The following is a 16912-nucleotide window of genomic DNA, read 5'->3' as shown; positions in this document are numbered from 1 at the left end:
CCGGAAACTGATCAAGACGACCTCCCGTTCAGGCGCGCAGGCAGTGCCGCGGGCCGCTATTCAGCGCGAGCTGTGCCGCCGAGGCAAGGGGGCGAGGCGCAGGTCGAGGATGACGGACGATTTGACGGACCGCTCGGCAAAAGCCGCTCAGACCTCGCCAAACGCACCGGTTGGCCCGGCCTTGCAAGTTGCGCTAGTCGGGCCTGATGATAGCCTCGTTTCGGCCACGGCGCGACGTTACGTCATCGCGTCGACGCCTGCCGCGGCTATCCTCACGCCGCCTGCTGCCTCCCCGGAGACCGAGCCATGTCCCTCCTCGCCCGTCTCGCCCTCATCCTCGGTCTCGCTCTCGCTGCCGCGCCGGCCTTGGCCCAGAAGGCCTATGTCCGGCCCGATCTCGCCGGTGACGGCCAGCGGCTGGAGGAAAGGCTGAAACGCGAGGTCGGGGCGAGCCAGCGTCCCCTCGCGACGCTGCTGCGCGACGGCAATGCCGCGCTTTCCCGCGGCGATGCGCGCGGCGCCCTGCCTCTCGCCAATGCCGCCGCCATGACCGATCCGGCCAATCCCGCCGGCTGGCGCCTGATGGCGCAGGCCGCGATCGGCATCGAGCCGCGCGATTATCGCGAACGCTACGAATTGCGCGAGCGCGCCGTCAGCGCCGCCTATCTCGCCTATCAGCGCTCGAGCTCGCGCACCGAGGAGGCGACCTCGCTCGGCGTCCTCGCCCGCGTCTTCGAGAAGAACGAGCTCTGGCGCCCCGCCCTGACCACCTATCGGCTCAGCCTCGACATCGCCGACAATGCCTCGCTGCGCAGCGACTACGAGGCGCTGCGGGCCCAACGCGGCTTCCGCCTGTTGTCCAACAAGGTCGATTCCGACGCGGCGAGCCCGCGTGCCTGCTTCGAGTTCTCCGAACCGCTCGCCCGCGGCCGCGTCGACTTCGCGCCCTATGTCGCGATCACCGGCAAGGGCGACTTCGCCGTCAGCGCCGAAGAACGCCAGCTCTGCATCGACGGTTTGCGTCATGGCGAGCGCTACGGCTTCGTCATCCGCCAGGGCGTGCCCTCGGCCCTGCCCGACGAGAAGCTGCTGAAATCCTCCGATTACGAGGTCTATGTCCGCGACCGTGCCCCGTCCGTGCGCTTCACCGGCAAGAACTACGTGCTGCCGCGCACCGGCCAGCAGGGCGTGCCGGTCGTCTCGGTCAATGCCGGCAAGCTCGACCTCGAGGTGATGCGCATCGGCGACCGCAACCTCATCAATTCGGTCCATTCCGAGGACTTCCTGAGCCAGCTCGGCAGCTACAACGCGGGCCAGATCGCCGCGGACAAGGGGGCGAGCGTCTGGAAGGGCACGATGGACGTGAAGTCCGAGCTCAACAAGGACGTCGTCACCGCCTTCCCGGTGCTGGAGGCCGTCGGGCAGCTCCAGCCCGGCGTCTATGTGATGTTCGCCAGGCCGAGCGGCACCCAGCCGGCCAGCAGCGCGGATGGCGACTACGACTATGACGGCTCGCCCCGGGCGACGCAGTGGTTCGTCGTCTCCGATCTCGGCCTGACCTCCTTCTCCGGCCCCGATGGCGTGCATGTGCTGGTGCGCTCGCTCGCCGACGCCTCGCCGGTCGCCAATGCCGAACTGCGGCTGGTCGCCCGCAACAACGAAGTGCTGGCCACGGTGCGCTCCGACCGGAACGGTTATGCCCGTTTCGACGCCGCCCTCGGCAAGGGCCAGGGTGGCAATGCGCCCGGCCTCGTCACCGCCACGCTCGCCGCGGATTACGGCTTTCTCGACCTCAAGCAGACGGCGTTCGATCTCTCCGACCGCGGCGTGAAGGGCCGCGTTGCGCCGGTCGGCCTCGATGCCTTCCTCTATACCGAGCGCGGCGTCTATCGCTCCGGCGAGACGATCTATCTGACCTCGCTGCTGCGCGACGCCAAGGGCGCCGCCGTCGCCGGCCTGCCGCTGACCCTGGTGGTCAGGCGGCCGGACGGCGTCGAGTACCGCCGCCGCCAGGTCGAGGATCAAGGCGCCGGCGGCCGCGCCCATTCGATCCCGCTGATCTCCGGCGCCCAGACCGGAACCTGGCGCGTCCAGGCCTATTCCGACCCGAAGGGCGCCGCAATCGGCGAGGTCTCCTTCCTCGTCGAGGACTATGTCCCCGAGCGGCTGGAGCTGACGCTCGCGCCGAAGAAGCCGGTTCTTCAGGCCGGCGAACCGGCCGAGATCGACGTCACCGCCCGCTATCTCTACGGCGCCCCCGGCTCCGATCTCGACGTCACCGGCTCGATGACGGTGCGGGCCGCCGGCCAGAGCGCGATCCCGGGCTTCGCCGGCTATGAGGTCGGTCTCACCGACGAGACCTTCGAGCCGCAGCAATCGGAGTTCGAGGACACGGCCAAGACCGATGCCAGCGGCAAGGTCACGCTCGTCAATCCCGTCGCCGAGCCGGAGGCCAACCGTCCGCTCGAGGTCGAGCTGACGGTGCGCGTCGGCGAGCCCGGCGGGCGCGCCATCGCCCGTTCGGTGACGCTGCCGATCGTGCCCAAGGGCGCTGCCATCGGCGTGCGGAAAACCTTCAAGGACGGCGAGCTCGGCAATGGCCAGACCGCCAGTTTCGACGTGATCTTGGCCAATGGCGACGGCCGCCGGATCGGCCGGCAGGGCCTCAAATGGACGCTCTCCAAGGTCACCCGCAACTATCAATGGTTCTATCAGGACGGCCGCTGGAACTATGAGGGCGTGAAGCAGACGCGCCGCGTCTCCGATGGCGAGATCGCGGTCGCCGAGAACGCTCCCGCACGCATCGCCGCGCCCGTGCAATGGGGCAATTACCGGCTCGACGTCACGGCCGACGGCGCCGATGCCACCGAGACCAGCGTCTCCTTCAGCGTCGGCTACGAAACCGACAAGACCGCCGACACGCCCGACGTGCTCGACGTCGCGCTCGACAAGGCCGCCTATGCCGATGGCGAATCGATGCAGGTCCGCCTGACCGCGCGCTTCACCGGAAAGGCGACGCTCGCCGTGCTCGGCGACGGCGTCAGCGAGATCCGTACTGTCGACGTCTCGCCCTCCGGCACCACGGTCAATCTGCCGGCCAGGGCGGGCTGGGGCGCCAGCGCCTATCTCGTCGCCCTCGCCCATCGCCCGATGGATCAGCAGGCCCAGCGCATGCCCGGCCGGGCCATTGGCCTCGCCTGGTTCGCGATCGGCAAGGAAGAGCGCAACCTCGCCATCGACCTCGGCGCGCCCAATCTGGTGCGGCCGCTCTCGACCCTGTCGCTGCCGGTGAAGGTCACCGGCGCCAAGGCAGGCGAGGAAGCCTTCGTCACGGTCGCGGCCGTCGATGTCGGCATCCTCAACCTGACTCGTTTCGAGAGCCCGGACCCGAGCAGGTTCTTCTTCGGCCAGCGCCAGCTCGGCCATGAACTGCGCGATCTCTACGGCTATCTGATCGACGGCATGCAGGGCGTGCGCGGCGCGATCCGCTCCGGCGGCGACGCCGCCCCGCAGCTCAATGGCGAGGCGCCGACCCAGGAGCCGCTGGCGCGCTATTCCGGCGTGGTCAAGCTCGGCCCCGACGGCACCGCCAAGGTCGATTTCGAACTGCCGGCCTTCAACGGTTCGGTCAGGGTCATGGCCGTCGCCTGGTCGGCCGGCAGGACCGGGCAGGCGAGCGCCGACGTCTTCGTCCGCGACCAGCTCGTGGCGCAGGCGACGCTGCCGCGCTTCCTCGCGCTCGGCGACCAGTCGCGCTTCCACCTGCAGATCGACAATGTCGAGGGGCCGGCCGGCTCCTATCTGGTCGATCTCGACGTCAAGGGCCCGGTCGTCGTCGGCGCCGACGCGACCCGCAGCAGCATGACTTTGGCGGCCGGAGCGAAGGGCTCTCTGACCATCCCGGTCACCGCTGCCGGTCTCGGCCGGGCCAGCTTCGACGTCAGGGTCGCCGGCCCGAACGGCATCGGCACGGTGCAGAACCTCGCGGTCAGGGTACAGCCCTCGACCCAGACGATCGCGCGCCGGATCATCAGGCCGATCCCGGGAGGCGGCTCGCTGACCGTCTCCTCCGACCTGCTGGCCGATCTCGTGCCGGATTCCGGGGCCGTCTCTGTCTCGGTCTCGCCGGTCGCCGCACTCGACGTTTCGGCGATCCTCAAGGCGCTCGACCGCTACCCCTATGGCTGCACCGAGCAGACGATCAGCCGCGCTCTGCCGCTGCTCGTCGTCAACCGGCTCGCCTCGATGGAGCAGCTCGCCCTCGACGGCAATGCCGACGAGCGCATCAATGCCGCGATCGAGCGCGTCCTCGCCCGCCAGGGTGGCAACGGCTCCTTCGGCCTCTGGAGCATCGGTGGCGAGGATCTCTGGCTCGACGCCTTCGTCACCGATTTCCTGACGCGGGCCCGCGAGCGCCAGTTCGCAGTGCCGCAGACGGCGTTCAACATGGCGCTCGACCGCCTGCGCAACCAGGTCGTCAACACCAGCGAGATCAACAAGGAGGAAGCGGCCGGCATCGCCTATGCCCTCTATGTGCTCGCTCGCAACGGCCGGCCGGTGATGGGCGATCTGCGCTATCTCGCCGACAACAAGCTCGCCGATTTCGCCTCGCCTTTGGCCCGCGGCCAGATCGGTGCGGCGCTTTCGCTGCTCGGCGACCGGACCCGTGGCGCCGCCGCCTTCAGCAACGCGCTCGGCCGCCTGCAGCAGACCAGCGATGACGGGCTCTCGCGCGCTGATTACGGCTCGCGCCTGCGCGACGGAGCAGCGCTGCTCGCCCTGATCGCCGAGAGCAATGGCGACCGGGCCGAGCTGAACCGCGCCGCCGATATCGTCCAGAATGCCCGCCAGAGCGCGCGCTACACCTCGACACAGGAGAACATGTGGATGGCGATGGCCGCAGCGGCCATGGCCAAGGAGGCGGAAGGCATGACGCTGACCGTCGACGGCACCGAGCGCAAGGGCGCGCTCTACCGCACGGTTCCAGCCGCCGCGCTGGAGGGCAAGCCGCTGGTGATCGGCAATCCCGGCACCGCCTCGGCCAATGCGGTCCTGACCGTCTCCGGCATCCCGACCACGCCGGAGCCGGCCCTGAACCAGGGTTTTGCGCTGGAACGCACGCTCTTCAGCATGAAGGGCGAGCGGGTCGACCCGTCGCGCCTGCGCCAGAACGAGCGCTATGTCGTCGCGCTCAAGGTCACCGAGCCGGCGGCCCGCTATGGCCGGCTGCTTCTGGTCGATCCCGTCCCGGCCGGGCTCGAGATCGAGAACGCCAACCTGACCGAGGGCGCTTCTGTCGAAGGGCTGAACTGGCTGAAACAGGAGGTCGCGCCGGTCCACACCGAGGCGCGCGACGACCGCTATGTCGCCGCCTTCGAGCGCAGTGGCAGCAGCAACCAGCCGCTGTCCTACACCATCGCCTATATCGCCCGGGCCGTCTCGCCCGGCCGCTATGTCCAGCCGGCGGCGGTGATCGAGGATATGTACCGCCCGGACCGCTTCGGCAGGACGGCGTTCGGCACGGTCGACATCACCTCGGCGAGGTGAAAGCGTGAAGGCGCGACCGGACGAGCGGGACGACACGCCACTCCCTCTCCCCTTGCGGGAGAGGGTTGGGGTGAGGGGTCGCGCGACATTTGACCGCTGGCGTCTCATCACAAAAATGGCAGCGGGAAAGCTCGCGCGACCCCTCATCCGGCCCTTCGGGCCACCTTCTCCCGCAGGGGGAGAAGGAAAGAGCCACCGCCTCGCATATGCCAGCTTGAGCGCCCTCGCTTTGGCAGCCGCGACGACCGGCGCACTGCTCTGGTACGCCTCCACCCTTCCGCCGCTCGACCTCGCCGCCGCCAGCGACCGCTCGACCGTGGTGCTCGACCGGGAGGGCAAGCTGCTGCGTCCCTTCGTCACCGCCGATGGCCGCTGGAAGCTTCCGGTCGGCGCCGCCGATGTCGATCCGCGCTATCTGTCGATGCTGAAAGCCTATGAGGACAAGCGCTTCGACGACCATCGCGGCGTCGACCCGCAGGGCATGATCCGCGCCGCCGGCCAGATGCTCGGCAATGGCCGCATCGTCTCCGGCGGCTCGACCCTGACCATGCAGGTCGCCCGCCTGCTCGAACCGCGCCAGGAACGCTCGCTCTCGGCCAAGCTCAGGCAGGCGGTGCGCGCGCTCGAACTGGAGCAGCGCTTCAGCAAGACCGAGATCCTCGACCTCTACCTGACGCTCGCTCCTTTCGGCGGCAATCTCGAAGGGGTGCGCGCCGCGAGCTTCGCCTATTTCGGCAAGGAGCCGAAACGGCTCTCGACCGCCGAGGCGGCACTACTGGTCGCGCTGCCGCAATCGCCGGAAACCCGCCGGCCCGACCGTTTTTCGGAGGCCGCACGCAAGGCCCGCGAACGCGTGCTCGCCAGGGCCGAGGCCGCCGGTCTCGTCACGCCGGGCGAAGTCGCCGCCGCCCGCGACGAGCCGATACCGACGGCGCGAAAACCCTTCCCGGCGCTGGCGCCGCATACCGCCGAGCAGGTCGTCGCCGGCTCTCCCGAGCAGAAGCGGCATCGCCTCAGCCTCGATGCCCGCTGGCAGGCGAGCCTGGAACAGCTCGCCCGCGAGCGCGCCATCGGCCAGGGGCCGCAGCTCTCGATCGCCATCCTCGTCGCCGACAACGAGACCGGCGAGATCCGCGCCTCGGTCGGAGGCGTCGACTATTTCGATGCCGGGCGCGCCGGTTCGCTCGACCTGACGCAGGCCCTGCGTTCACCCGGCTCGGCACTGAAGCCCTTCATCTACGCGCTCGCCTTCGACAATGGCCTCGCCCATCCCGAGACCATGCTGGAAGACCGGCCGACCCGCTACGGTCTCTATGTGCCCGAGAATTTCGACCTCGGCTTCCAGGGCATGGTCAGCGCCCGCAAGGCGCTGCAGCTCTCGCTCAACCTGCCGGCGGTCGAATTGCTCTCGGCGCTCGGCCCGCAGCGTTTCCTGTCGCGGTTGAAGGATGCCGGCGCCGCCATCGCCATGCCCAGGGAGAGCGGCGCGCCCGGCCTCGCCATCGGCCTCGGCGGACTCGGCATCACGCTCTCCGACCTGACCCGGCTTTATGTCGGACTCGCCCGCGGCGGCGAGGTCGTGCCGCTGAAGGTCACGGCTGCGACCGATCCCGGCACCGTCCCGCTGCGCCTCGTCGAGCCGGTCGCCGCCTTCTATGTCGCCGACACGCTGCTCGGCGCGCCACCGCCGCTGAACGCCGCGCCGGGGCGGATCGCCTACAAGACCGGCACCTCCTATGGCTATCGCGATGCCTGGGCCGTCGGCTTCGATCGCCGGCACACCATCGGCGTCTGGGTCGGCCGGGCCGATAACGGCGCGGTGCCCGGCCTCGTCGGGCGGGCGGTTGCGGCGCCGATCCTGTTCGACGCCTTCGCCCGGATCGGCCACGACCCCCGCCCCTTCGTGCAGCCTCCCGGCGTGATCGCCGCGACCAGCGCGACCCTGCCGCCGCCCTTGCGCCATCTGCGCCAGGATGTGCCCAAGACGGTGGCGGCGCTGGCGACGCCGGGGCTGAAGCTCGCCTTCCCACCCGAAGGCGCCCGCATCGATCTTGCCGCCTCGGCTCCCGAGGGCGGGCGCCCCCAGCTCGGACTCAAGGTCGCCGGCGGCGTCGCTCCCTTCACCTGGCTGGTCGACGGCGCGCCGATCACCGGTCCAGTCCGGCGCCGCGAGACGGAATGGCAGCCGCCCGGCAAGGGTTTCGTGCGGATTTCGGTGGTCGATGCCGCCGGCGCCAGCGAGAGCGTCTCGGTCAGGCTGCAATAGGGATCAACGAAAGACGAGGTCGTCCCGGGCGACCGAAGCAAGACCCGGGACCACCGACAGGCACTTCATCGATGTCTGCTTAGAGCCTGCCGGGTTTTCTCCGAACCACACCGTCATCCCGGACAAGCGGCAGAGCCGCGCAGATCCGGGATCCATCCATCGTAGGGATCCGGCGCTCTTCGATGGATCCCGGCGCTGCGGCCGGGATGACGAAGTGTTTCAGCGCGAAATCAGCGCGCTCCAAAGCAGCGTATCACCCGCTCGACGCCGTCGTTCACTCCGCCGGCTGCGGATGAGCCTTTGCGGTCTCCGCCTCCTCGCCATGCATCGGCCGCCGTGCCCGCGACAGATAGCTGTAGGCGACCGGCACGACATAGAGCGTGAGCAAGGTGCCGAAGGTCATGCCGCCGACGATAACCCAGCCGATCTGCGAGCGGCTCTCGGCGCCGGCGCCGGAGGCGAGCGCCAGCGGCACCGCGCCCAGCACCATCGCGCCGGTGGTCATCAGGATCGGGCGCAGGCGCAGCTCCGCCGCCTCGACCAGCGCCTCCAGCATCTCCTTGCCTTCCTCGCGCAGCTGGTTGGTGAATTCGAGGATCAGGATGCCGTGCTTGGTGATCAGACCGACCAGCGTGATCAGCCCGATCTGGCTGTAGACGTTCATCGTCCCGCCGGTGAAATACAGCGCCGCCAGCGCTCCTGTCATCGAGAGCGGCACCGAGACCATGATCACCACCGGGTCGATGAAGCTCTCGAACTGCGCCGCCAGCACCAGATAGATGAAGCCGAGCGCCAGCAGGAAGACGAGCAGGATCGACGAGCCCGACTGCTTGAACTCGCGGCTCTGGCCGGAATAGTCGTTCTGGTAGGAGGCGGGTAGAATCCGCGCCGCCGCCTGCTCCAGCACGGTCAGCGCGTCGCCGAGCGAATAGCCCGGCCCCGGCACGGCCGTGATCGTCGCCGAACGCAGCTGGTTGAAGCGGATCAGCTCCTTGGGCGCGACATTCTCCTCGACCCGGACGAGACTCGACAGCTGCACGACCTGGCCGCCGCGGCCCATCAGATAAATCGACTGCAGCGTCTGCGGCGTGTTGCGGTCCTGTCCGGCGACCTGCAGCATCACGTCGTATTGCTCGCCGTTCATGTTGAAGCGCGTCACCTGGCGGCCGCCGAGCAGGGTCTCCATGGTGCGGCCGATCACGTCAACGCCGACGCCGAGATCAGCGGCGCGCTGCCGGTCGATCGAGACCTTGATCTGCGGCTTGTCGAGGATCAGGTTGGTCTCGAGATTGGTCAGCGCCGGATGGCCCTGAACCTCGGCGATCAGGCGGTCGACGTTCTGCTTGATCTCGGCATAGGAATCCGAGGAGCGCAGCACGAACTCGACCGGCTTGCTGTTGGCGCCGCCCTGGCCGAGCGAAGGCGGGTTGGTGGCGAAGAGCCGGATGCCGGGGATTTGCGACAATCCCTTGTTGATCTCGGCCACCAGGCTTTGCTGCTTGCGCTGGCGCTGCTCCCAGGGCTTCAACCGGGCGAAGGCGATGGCGCGCGTCACGTCCGGGAAGCCGACGATGACGAGATAGGTCTCGACCTCCTGGATCTTGCTGAAATAGTCCTCGACGCGCCGGGCGTAGTCGGCCGTGAAGGACATGGTCGCCCCTTCCGGAGCCACACCGATCGCGGTGATCGTGCCGCGATCCTCAACCGGGGCCAGTTCCGAGCGCAGATTGGTGAAGAAATAATAGCTGCCGCCGGCGACACCGAGCGCCAGCAGCACGATCAGCGGCCGGACCGACAGGGCAAAGCGCAGCGAGCGGCGATACCCGCTGGAGAGCGCCTCGAAGAAGCGTTCGAGCGCATTGTAGAGGAAATTGTGCTTGTTCTCGTGGCGCAGGAGCTTGGCGCACATCATCGGCGTCAGCGTCAGCGCGACGAAGCCGGAGACGAGCACGGCGCCGGCGAGCGTCAGCGCGAACTCGATGAAGAGCTTGCCGGTGCGCCCCGTCGAGAAGGCCATCGGCGCATAGACCGCGACCAGGGTCAGAGTCATCGCGACCACGGCGAAGGCGATCTCGTTGATGCCCTTGATCGCAGCCTTGGTCGGCTCCATGCCGTCCTCGATATGGCGGTGGATGTTCTCCAGCACCACAATCGCGTCGTCGACGACGAGGCCGATGGCGAGCACCATCGACAGCAGCGTCAGCGTGTTCACCGTGAAGCCGAGCGCATACATCAGCGCGAAGGCGCCGATCAGCGAGACCGGGATGGTGACGAGCGGGATCAGCGTCGCGCGCAGCGAACGCAGGAACAGGAAGATGATCAGCACGACCAGCACGACCGCCTCGGCGATCGTGGTGTAGACCGCCTTGATCGAGCGATCGATGAAGATCGAGGTATCGTAGGAGGTCGCGATCGACATCCCGTCGGGCAGGTCCTCGATGATGCCGGGCAGCGCCTGCTGCACGCCGGATGAGACGTCGAGCGGGTTGGCGACGGCCTGCTTGACGATACCGATCGTCACCGAGGGGCTGCCCTTGAACCAGGCCGCGTTGCGTTCTTCACGGGCGCCGAGCTCGACGCGCGCGACATCGCGCAGGCGGACCGGGAAGCCGTTCGCATCCTTGACGGTGATCTGCTGGAACTGCTCGGGCGTGTTCAGGCTGGTCTGCGAGAGAACCGTGAATTCGCGGTCGTTGCTCTCGATCCGGCCCGACGGGATCTCGACGTTCTGCGCCCGCAGCGCCGCCTCGACCTCCTGCACGGTGATGGCATAGGCCGCCATCCGGGCCCGATCGAGCCAGATCCGCATGGCGTATTGGCGCTGACCGAGAATGCGGACTTCGGCGACGCCGGTGATGTTCTGGACGCGGTCGGCGATGAAGCGGTCGGCGAAATCGGTCAGCTCCAGCGGCGAATGACGCGTGCTGGTCAGCGACAGATACATCACCGGCTGGGCGTCGGCCTCGACCTTGGCGATGATCGGCTCGTCGATCTCGTCGGGCAGGCGCCCGCGCACGCGGCTGACGCGGTCGCGGACATCGGAGGCGGCGACGTCGGGGTCGACATCCGGGCGGAAACGCACGGAGATCTGGCTGCGCTCCTGGCGGCTGGTCGAGGTAATCGTCTCGATGCCCTCGATGCCGGCGATCGAGTTCTCCAGGATCTGCGTGACCTGCGTCTCGATGATCTCGGCGCTGGCGCCGCGATAGGTCGTCTGCACGGAGACGATCGGCTCGTCGATGTTCGGATATTCACGCACCGTCAGGCGCGTATAGGAGACGAAGCCGATCAGGACGACGAGCAGGCTGAGGACGGTGGAGAGGACCGGCCGACGGACGAAGAGCTCGAACAGGCTCATTGCACCGCGCCCGGAACGGCGGCCGGCAGCGCGCTCGTCTGAACGCTCGCCTTCTGCTTGATCGAGACTGTCGAGCCCTCGCGCAGGCGCATCTGCCCGGCGGTAACGATCTGCATGCCGGGCTTCAGCCCGCGCACGATCTCGACCTTGCCCGGCAGGCGCTTGCCGAGCTCGACCGGGATGCGCTTGGCCTTGCCGTTCTCGACGATGAAGACCATCTTGCCGATGCCGTCCGGCACCACCGCCGTCTCAGGCACGACCAGCGCGTTCTCGCGCTGGTTGACGACGATGGTGAGGCGGGCGAACAGGCCCGGCTTCAGCACGAGATCGCCATTTGGAACCTTGGCGCGCAGCTTGACCGCACGGCCGTTGATGTCGACCACCGGATCGATGGCGAAGATCTGGCCGGAGAACGGCCGGTCGGGCACGGCATCGACCTTGAGCTGAACCGGCTGCCCAACCTTGAGCTGGGTCAGGAAGATCTCGGGCACGCGGAAATCGATCTTGATCGGGTCGATATTGGTGAGCGCGACCAGCGGCTTGCCGACCGAGATATAGTCGCCGACGCCGACCGAGCGCAGCCCGACCACACCGGTGAACGGCGCCTTGATCGTCGCCTGAGCGAGCTTCGACTGGACCAGCTGAACGCGCGCCTCATGCGAGGCGAGCTGGGCGGTCGCCTGTTCCAGCGCCACCTGCGTGCCGGCGCCGCGCGAGACCAGCGAACGATTGCGGTCATAGGTGTCGCGAGCCAGCGAGAGGTCCGCCTGCGCCTGCTTCAGCTCGGCGTCGAGGATGGCAGTGTCGAGCTTGACCAGCTCCTGCCCCTCCTGGACGCGCTCGCCCTCGCGGAAGCCGAGCGAAATCACGCGGCCGGCGATCTCGGAGGCGATGATGATCGCTTCATCGGCGGCGAGGGTGCCGAGCGCCTCGACCTCCTCGTTGACGGTCATGCTCTCGACCGCGCCGACCTCGACGGGAACGCCCGGATTCGGCGCATTCGCGGCCGCCTGCGCCGGCTGGCCGACCGGCCGGAAATGCTTCTGGTAGGCATAATAGCCACCGCCTGCCAGCCCGGCGATGACGAGGAAGAGGATGAAACGCTTCATGAGGCTGGACGCTCCGGTGCCGCGCGCGAAATCTAGACTGGACGGTCCAGTTCGATAAAGTCCCAAAAGGGCGGAAGCATGATAGGCCCGTCGAGTCAGCGCCGTACACTGCGCGCCGCAAGGGAAGCAAGGGCAATGCCGACCGAGAAATCGCGGCCGGACAAGCATGGCGCGATTACCCGCGCCGCCGCCGAGATGTTCCTGGCCGAGGGCTTCGACCGCGCGAGCCTCGGCCAGATTGCCCAGCGCGCCGGCGTCTCGAAGCAGACCATCTACAGCCATTTCGCCGACAAGGAGGCGCTGTTCAAGGCGATCTGCGCCGAGCTCACTGAAAAGCTGACGATTCCGCTGCGAGAAGCACTGAATCCTGGGGCGGATCTGCGCGCCGCGCTGATCCGTCTCGGCGAGGATGCGCTCGCGATGATGCTGCATCCTGCCTCGCTGGACCTGCACCGCCTGATCGTCAGCGCGGCGACGCGCTATCCCGAGCTCGGACGCGCCGCCTATGAGGCCGGCGCGGCACGGATGATCGAGGATCTCGGCACCCTGATCGGCGAGCGTTCACGATCCGGTGATGGCTTCACGCGAGCGATCGACGAGCCCCGCGCGCAACTGCTGGCGGAGCAGTTCATCGGCATGCTGCGCGGCTTCCACCAGGCGCGCGGCCTGCTCGGCGTGCCGCCGGCTCCGGCCGAAGCGCGCCAGCGCTATGTCCAGGCCTGTGTCGATCTGCTGCTGCGCGGTGCCTGAGCCGGGGCGCGGGCCGCGTCACGGCACTGTCATCTACCGCCGATAGGGCTCGCTCGCGATTGCGAGGAGAGCTGCTGATGCTGCGTATCGAGGGTCTGACCAAGCGTTTCGGCGGCAAGGCCGCCGTCGACAACGTCACCCTGTCGATCCCGCGAGGCGAGATGGTCGGCGTGATCGGCCGCTCCGGCGCCGGCAAGTCGACCCTGCTGCGCATGCTCAACCGGCTTTCCGACCCGAGCGAGGGGCGCCTCCTCAGCGGCGAGCGCGACGTCACTGCCTTGCGCGGCGCGGCGCTGCGCGGCTGGCGGCGCGACACCGCCATGATCTTCCAGCAGTTCAACCTCGTCGGCCGCCTCGACGTGCTGACCAATGTCCTGCTCGGCCGCCTGAACCATCGCTCGGCGGCGCTGACCCTGGTCAAGAGCTTCTCGCAGGACGACAAGATCCGCGCCATCGCCGCGCTCGAGCGGCTCGACATGGGCCATCTCCTGGCGCAGCGCGCCGAGACCCTGTCCGGCGGCCAGCAGCAGCGCGTCGCCATCGCCCGCGCTCTGGTCCAGGAGCCACAGATCATCCTCGCCGACGAGCCGATCGCCTCGCTCGACCCGCGCAACTGCCAGATCGTCATGGACGCGCTGTTCCGGATCAACCGCGAGGACGGCATCACCGTCATCTCCAACCTGCACCATCTCGACATCGCGGCGAAGTATTGCGACCGGCTGATCGGCATGGCCGCCGGCAAAGTCGTGTTCGACGGCCCGCCCCATGCTTTGACCAGCGAGATCGCGGCCGAGCTCTACGGCATCGAGGCCAAGGACGCCGGCGCCGAGGCGCTCGATGCGCTCGACGCCATCGCCACCTCCGAGGCGCGGCGCATCCGACAGAACGTCGCCTGAGCGGATCCTCCGCAGGCAACGCCTACCCCGACCACCAGACTACCCCCTAAGGAGCACTCTCATGCTGACCCGTCGTCATACCCTGACGCTTGCCGCCGGCCTCGCCGCGACGCTCGCCGCCCCCGCCTTCGCGCAGGACTGGAAAGCCAAATATCCCGAACTCGTCTTCGCGATCATCCCGGCCGAGAACGCCTCGGGCGTGACCGAGCGCTACACCCCCTTCGTCAACTATCTTTCGAAGGAACTCGGCACCAAGGTGACGCTGCGCATCGCCAACGACTACGCCGCGATCATCGAAGGCCAGCGCGCCGGCAACATCCACATCGCCTCCTATGGCCCGTCCTCCTTCGCTCGCGCCCGCATGACCGGCGCCAAGGTCGATGCCTTCGCCATCGAGACCAATCTCGACGGCACCAAGGGCTATCATTCGGTCTTCTACGTAAAGAAGGACTCGCCCTATCAGAAGGTCGAGGACCTCAAGGGCAAGAATCTCGGCCTGGTCGACCCGAACTCGACCTCCGGCAACAATGTCCCGCGCTTCGCGCTGAACGGCATGAAGATCGAGCCCGAGACCTTCTTCGGCAAGGTCGTCTACACCGGCAGCCACGAGAACGCCGTCATCGCCCTGCAGCAGGGCACCGTCGACGTCGCCGCCAACTGGTGGAACGACGAGCAGGAATCGAACCTGCAGCGCATGGCTCGCAAGAACATGGTCAAGGCCGAGGATTTCCGGATCATCTTCAAGTCCGAGCAGATCGTGAACTCGCCGCTGGCCTATCTCAGCGACCTGCCGGAAGAGCTCAAGGCCAAGATCCGCGACGCCGTCCTCAACATCACCACCAAGGACAAGGCCGCCTTCGACAAGATCTATGAAGGCAAGCAGGGCCCGCTCGTCGCCGTCGACAACAAGGCCTACGACCCGATCATCGAGCTGAACAAGTTCGTCGACGCGCTTCGCAAGAAGAAGTCCTCGTAAGCCTAGCCCCTCTCCCCTCTCCCGGATGGGAGAGGGGCCGGGGGTGAGGGACCGCCCTCACCACGGCATGCTCGACATTGGAGTGGCCGCACCGCGTTCTGGCGTTTGCCGGCTGGCCCTCACCCCTACCCCTCTCCCATCCGGGAGAGGGGTTCCCCGCGCCTCTCCGGCCAGGGCTTATCATCCCATGACGCTCCCTCTCGCCTCCGACGCCCCCGCTATCGCCACCCATGCCGAGCTCTACCGGCGCGAAATGGCGGCCAAGCGCCTGCAGACCCTGCTGGGCCTCGCGATCTTCGCCGTCTGCGTCGTGCTCGCCGGCATCGGCGCCGAGGTCGATCTCAAAAAATTCGCCGAGAACGCCTGGCGTTTCCCGAAATACATCCTCGAGACCATGCCGACGCTCCGGCTCGCCACCTTGGGTGCCGATCTCAAGGAATGGTACTGGGGCATCAATGGCTGGCTGAAGCTGCTCTGGCAGACCGTCGTCATCGCCTATGTCGGCACCGTGCTCGGCGCTGTCGGGGGCTTCCTCCTCTGCTTTGTCGCCGCCGGCAATCTCGGCCGCTCGACCGGGCTGCGCTGGGTCACGCGCCGCTTCCTCGAATTCTGCCGCACCGTGCCGGAGATCGTCTTCGCGCTGATCTTCGTCATCGCCTTCGGCCTCGGCCCGCTGCCGGGCGTGCTCGCCATCGCCATCCACACCATGGGCGCGATGGGCAAGCTCTTCTCCGAAGTCGTCGAGAACATCGACATGAAGCCGGTCGACGGCCTCACCGCCACGGGAGCCGGCTGGTGGCAGACCGTGCGCTTCGCCGTCGTGCCGCAGGTACTGTCGAATTTCGCGAGCTACACGCTGCTGCGCTTCGAGATCAATGTCCGCGGCGCCTCGATCATGGGCTTCGTCGGTGCAGGCGGCATCGGCCAGGACCTGATCGAGGCGATCCGCAAATTCTACTTCACCGATGTCAGCGCCATCCTGCTGCTGATCATCGTCACCGTCATGCTGATCGACTACGGCACCGAGCGTCTGCGCCACGCCTTGCTGAGCCTGGAGCATCGCCCATGAGCCTCGCCCTCTCGGCCGCCGACCGCGCTGCGCTCGTCGCCCGCCACAAGACCGCGATCGACGGCTCGCTCAAGGCGAGGATCATCACCCTCGCCGTCATCGGCGGCCTCGTCGGACTCTTCGTCTACGGGCTGAGCACGCTCGAAACCTCCTTCGCACGGTTCTTCGCCGGCTTCGCCAATCTCGGCACCTTCGTGGTGCTGATGCTGCCGCCCGATCCCGGCTCGCTCGCCCGGGCCGTCATCTTCGTGAAGGCGTTGTTCGAGACCATCGCGATCGCCTTTCTCGGCACCATCCTGGCGGCGATCCTCGCCTTCCCGCTCGGCTTCCTCGCCGCCAAGAACGTCGTCGCCAACCGCGTCGTCCACTTTTTCGCCCGTCGCTCGATGGATACGGTGCGCGGCGTCGACGCGCTGATCTGGGCGCTGATCTGGGTCAATGTCGTCGGCCTCGGTCCCTTTGCCGGCATGCTCGCCATCATGACCAGCGATCTCGGCGCCTTCGGCAAACTGTTCTCGGAGGCGATCGAGGCCGCCGACCGCAAGCCTGTCGACGGTGTCGCCTCGGTCGGCGGCGGCAAGCTGCACGAGATCCGCTTCGGGCTGATCCCGCAGGTGCTGCCGGTGATCGCCAGCCAGGTGCTCTATTACATCGAGTCGAACACCCGCTCCTCGACCATCATCGGCATCGTCGGCGCCGGCGGCATCGGCCTCTATCTCGCCGAGACGATCCGCACGCTCGAATGGCAGCAGGTCTCCTTCCTGATCCTCTTGATCCTGGCGGCGGTGACGACGATCGATTTCATCTCCGGCAAGCTGCGCCACGCCATCATCGGCAAGCGGGCGATCTGACATTCTCCCCGTCATGGTCGGGCTTGTCCCGACCATCCACGACTTTGCTTCACTGATCGAACAGGGTGTTCAGGACGTGGATGCTCGCCA

General features: G+C 67.7%; 9 protein-coding genes. 7 read left to right on the top strand and 2 right to left on the bottom strand.

Annotation, left to right across the window (positions count from 1 at the left end; genetic code table 11):
* Positions 1–306: 306 nt before the first annotated feature.
* Both ACWGRX_RS15745 and pbpC read left to right on the top strand, forming a co-directional pair.
* Positions 307–5547, top strand: coding sequence for an alpha-2-macroglobulin family protein (locus ACWGRX_RS15745; RefSeq protein ID WP_452118301.1), 5241 nt, complete (start codon positions 307–309; stop codon positions 5545–5547).
* A gap of 115 nt (positions 5548–5662) precedes the next feature.
* A complete protein-coding gene (gene pbpC, locus ACWGRX_RS15740; RefSeq protein WP_452118300.1) occupies positions 5663–7813 on the top strand; it encodes a penicillin-binding protein 1C in 2151 nt (716 codons plus the stop codon).
* A 274-nt stretch (positions 7814–8087) separates the two neighbouring features.
* Here pbpC and ACWGRX_RS15735 read toward each other — a convergent pair whose 3' ends face one another.
* Together ACWGRX_RS15735 and ACWGRX_RS15730 are read right to left on the bottom strand one after the other, a co-directional pair.
* Positions 8088–11171, bottom strand: a complete 3084-nt coding sequence (locus ACWGRX_RS15735; RefSeq protein ID WP_452118299.1) for an efflux RND transporter permease subunit — start codon at positions 11169–11171, stop codon at positions 8088–8090.
* A complete protein-coding gene (locus tag ACWGRX_RS15730; protein ID WP_291645929.1) occupies positions 11168–12280 on the bottom strand; it encodes an efflux RND transporter periplasmic adaptor subunit in 1113 nt (370 codons plus the stop codon). The genes ACWGRX_RS15735 and ACWGRX_RS15730 overlap by 4 nt, the downstream gene beginning before the upstream one ends.
* A gap of 135 nt (positions 12281–12415) precedes the next feature.
* On the opposite strand from ACWGRX_RS15730, the gene ACWGRX_RS15725 reads away from it, so the two are divergent.
* The 5 genes from ACWGRX_RS15725 (at position 12416) to phnE (ACWGRX_RS15705) (ending at position 16822) form a co-directional block, all read left to right on the top strand.
* Positions 12416–13030, top strand: a complete 615-nt coding sequence (locus ACWGRX_RS15725; RefSeq protein WP_452118298.1) for a TetR/AcrR family transcriptional regulator — start codon at positions 12416–12418, stop codon at positions 13028–13030.
* A 77-nt stretch (positions 13031–13107) separates the two neighbouring features.
* Positions 13108–13926 carry a phosphonate ABC transporter ATP-binding protein gene (phnC, locus tag ACWGRX_RS15720; RefSeq protein ID WP_452118297.1) on the top strand — a complete coding sequence of 273 codons (819 nt, stop codon included), beginning with the start codon at positions 13108–13110 and terminating at the stop codon, positions 13924–13926.
* Positions 13927–13987: 61 nt separating this feature from the next.
* Positions 13988–14902 (top strand): phosphonate ABC transporter substrate-binding protein, encoded by a 915-nt coding sequence (phnD, locus tag ACWGRX_RS15715; protein ID WP_291635651.1) that lies wholly within the window; start codon positions 13988–13990, stop codon positions 14900–14902.
* A gap of 187 nt (positions 14903–15089) precedes the next feature.
* Complete coding sequence (gene phnE / locus ACWGRX_RS15710) at positions 15090–15971, top strand: phosphonate ABC transporter, permease protein PhnE (protein ID WP_452118296.1); 882 nt, start codon at positions 15090–15092, stop codon at positions 15969–15971.
* Entirely contained in the window at positions 15968–16822 is an 855-nt protein-coding gene (gene phnE, locus ACWGRX_RS15705) for a phosphonate ABC transporter, permease protein PhnE (protein WP_291635648.1), read from the top strand. The genes phnE (ACWGRX_RS15710) and phnE (ACWGRX_RS15705) overlap by 4 nt, the downstream gene beginning before the upstream one ends.
* The last annotated feature ends 90 nt before the right edge of the window (positions 16823–16912 follow it).

This window comes from Allobosea sp. NPDC055594 (assembly GCF_053618995.1).
Note: the sequence above shows the minus strand (reverse complement) of the source record. Positions and strands in the feature narration are given on the sequence as shown.

Coding starts and splice junctions, on each gene's coding strand:
- pbpC (WP_452118300.1), top strand. CDS start 5,663: ATGGCAGCGGGAAAGCTCGCGCGACCCCTCATCCGGCCCTTCGGGCCA.
- ACWGRX_RS15745 (WP_452118301.1), top strand. CDS start 307: ATGTCCCTCCTCGCCCGTCTCGCCCTCATCCTCGGTCTCGCTCTCGCT.
- phnE (WP_452118296.1), top strand. CDS start 15,090: ATGACGCTCCCTCTCGCCTCCGACGCCCCCGCTATCGCCACCCATGCC.
- phnC (WP_452118297.1), top strand. CDS start 13,108: ATGCTGCGTATCGAGGGTCTGACCAAGCGTTTCGGCGGCAAGGCCGCC.
- phnE (WP_291635648.1), top strand. CDS start 15,968: ATGAGCCTCGCCCTCTCGGCCGCCGACCGCGCTGCGCTCGTCGCCCGC.
- phnD (WP_291635651.1), top strand. CDS start 13,988: ATGCTGACCCGTCGTCATACCCTGACGCTTGCCGCCGGCCTCGCCGCG.
- ACWGRX_RS15730 (WP_291645929.1), bottom strand. CDS start 12,280: ATGAAGCGTTTCATCCTCTTCCTCGTCATCGCCGGGCTGGCAGGCGGT.
- ACWGRX_RS15735 (WP_452118299.1), bottom strand. CDS start 11,171: ATGAGCCTGTTCGAGCTCTTCGTCCGTCGGCCGGTCCTCTCCACCGTC.
- ACWGRX_RS15725 (WP_452118298.1), top strand. CDS start 12,416: ATGCCGACCGAGAAATCGCGGCCGGACAAGCATGGCGCGATTACCCGC.